The 2,118-nt window shown below is 70.1% G+C and carries 1 protein-coding gene; it reads right to left on the bottom strand.

The features are described 5' to 3' along the window. A partial coding sequence (locus ABZ576_RS34300; protein ID WP_360750018.1) for a beta-ketoacyl synthase N-terminal-like domain-containing protein occupies nt 1–2,118 on the bottom strand: 2,118 nt, incomplete at both ends.

Below are 2,118 nucleotides of genomic sequence, written 5' to 3' on the forward strand. Positions count from 1 at the left end.
GGCACCCGAGGTCCAGTCGATGTGGGGCGACGGCTCCTCGGCGTGCAGGGTTCGCGGCAGCACCCCATGCCGCAACGCCATCACCATCTTGATGAGGCCGGCCATGCCTGCTGCCGCCTGGGTGTGGCCAAGGTTGGATTTCACCGAGCCGAGCCACAGTGGTCGTTCCTCGGAGTGTTCCTGGCCGTAGGTGGTGAGGAGGGCCTGGGCCTCGATGGGGTCGCCGAGCTTCGTGCCCGTGCCGTGGCCCTCGACGGCGTCGACGTCCGCCGCCGACAGTCCCGCGTTGGCGAGGGCCTGACGGATCACGCGTTGCTGCGACGGCCCGTTGGGTGCGGTCAGGCCGTTGGACGCGCCGTCCTGGTTGACCGCGCTGCCCCGTACGACCGCGAGGACGCGGTGTCCCAAGCGCTGGGCTTCGGAGAGCCTTACGACGAGGAGGGTGCCGATGCCCTCGCTCCAACTGGTGCCGTCGGCTGTCGCGCCGTAGGGCTTGCAGCGCCCGTCGGGAGCCAGCCCTCGTTGACGGGAGAACTCGGTGAACGTGATGGGGCTGGTCATGATCGTGACGCCGCTCGCGAGCGCCATCGTGCACTCGCCGGCGCGCAGGGCCTGGCAGGCGAGGTGCAGGGCGACCAGGGAGGAGGAGCATGCGGTGTCGATGGTGACGGCGGGGCCTTCGAGGCCGAAGGTGTAGGAGACCCGGCCCGAGGCGATGCTGCCGGCGGTCCCGGTCAGGACGTAGCCCTCGGCGGTGTCGGGGATCGCGTGGGCCTGTGCGGCGAAGTCCTGGGCGTTGATGCCGGTGAAGACGCCGGTGGACGTACCTTGGAGCGTCCTGGGATTGATCCCCGCCCGCTCGACGGCCTCCCAGGCAGTCTCCAGGAGGAGCCGTTGCTGGGGGTCCATCGCGAGGGCTTCTCGAGGACTGATTCCGAAGAAGTCCGCGTCGAACTCCCCGGCGTCGTACAGGAATCCGCCGTGCCGGGTGTAGGAGGTGCCGGGGTGGTCGGGGTCGGGGTGGTAGAGGTTGCGCAGGTCCCAGCCGCGGTCGGTGGGGAACGTGCCGATGGCGTCCTGTTCGGCTGAGATGAGGTCCCAGAGTTGCTCGGGCGAGGTGACCCCGCCGGGGAAGCGGCAGGCCATGCCGATGATGGCGATGGGTTCGTCGGTGTCGGCGCGGGGTGCCAGGACGGTGGCGACTTCGTCCTGGACCGCACCGAAGAGCTCGGCGTGGAGGAAGGCCGCGAGCCGGGCTGGTGTCGGGTGGTCGAAGACGAGCGTCGTCGGAAGTACGAGCCCGGTGGCGCTGCCGAGGTTGTTGCGGAGCTCGACGGCGGAGAGCGAGTCGAACCCGAGTTCCCTGAAGGGCTGCTCGGTCTCGACGGAGTCGGCGCGGTCACGTCCCAGGACGGTGGCCGCCTGGGTGCGGATGAGCGTCAGCAGGGCGTCGAGCTGCTCCGCCGGGGGTCGGTGGGAGAACTGCTCTCGGAGGCTGCCCGGCTCGGACAGCGGGTCGGTAGCGCCTGCGGGCGTCGACTCGGGCTGCCGGGCCTCGGGAATGTCCTCGAACAGGGCGCGCAGTCCGGCCGAACTGTTGCGGCTGAACCTGGGCCAGTCGATGTCGGCGATGAAGGTGCTGGGCCGACCGCTGGCGAGCGCTCGGTCCAGGGCGCGAAGAGCCGACTCCGGGTCCATGGGATTCATCCCGCGGCGGCGCAGGTGCTCGCCGACGTCGCCCCTCGCGAGGCCGTTTCCTTGCCAGGTGCCCCAGGCGATGGTGGTGGCGGGGAGGTTGTGGGTGTGGCGGTGGTGGGCGAGGGCGTCGAGGTGGGCGTTGGCGGCGGCGTAGTTGGCTTGGCCGGGGGCGCCGAGGGTGCCGGCGGCGGAGGAGTAGAGGACGAAGTGGTGGAGGGGGAGGTGTTGGGTGTGGTGGTGGAGGAGGTTGGCGGTGTGGGTTTTGGCGGCGAGGACGTTGTCGAGTTGGGTGGGGGTGAGGTTGGTGAGGGTGGCGTCGTCGAGGGTTCCTGCGGTGTGGATGAGGGTGGTGAGGGGGTGTGGGGTGGGGAGGTGGTTGAGGAGGTGGGTGAGTTGTTCTGGGTCGGTGATGTCGCAGGT

The organism is Streptomyces sp. NPDC013455 (assembly GCF_040632975.1).
In the GTDB taxonomy this organism is placed as follows: Bacteria; Actinomycetota; Actinomycetes; order Streptomycetales; family Streptomycetaceae; genus Streptomyces.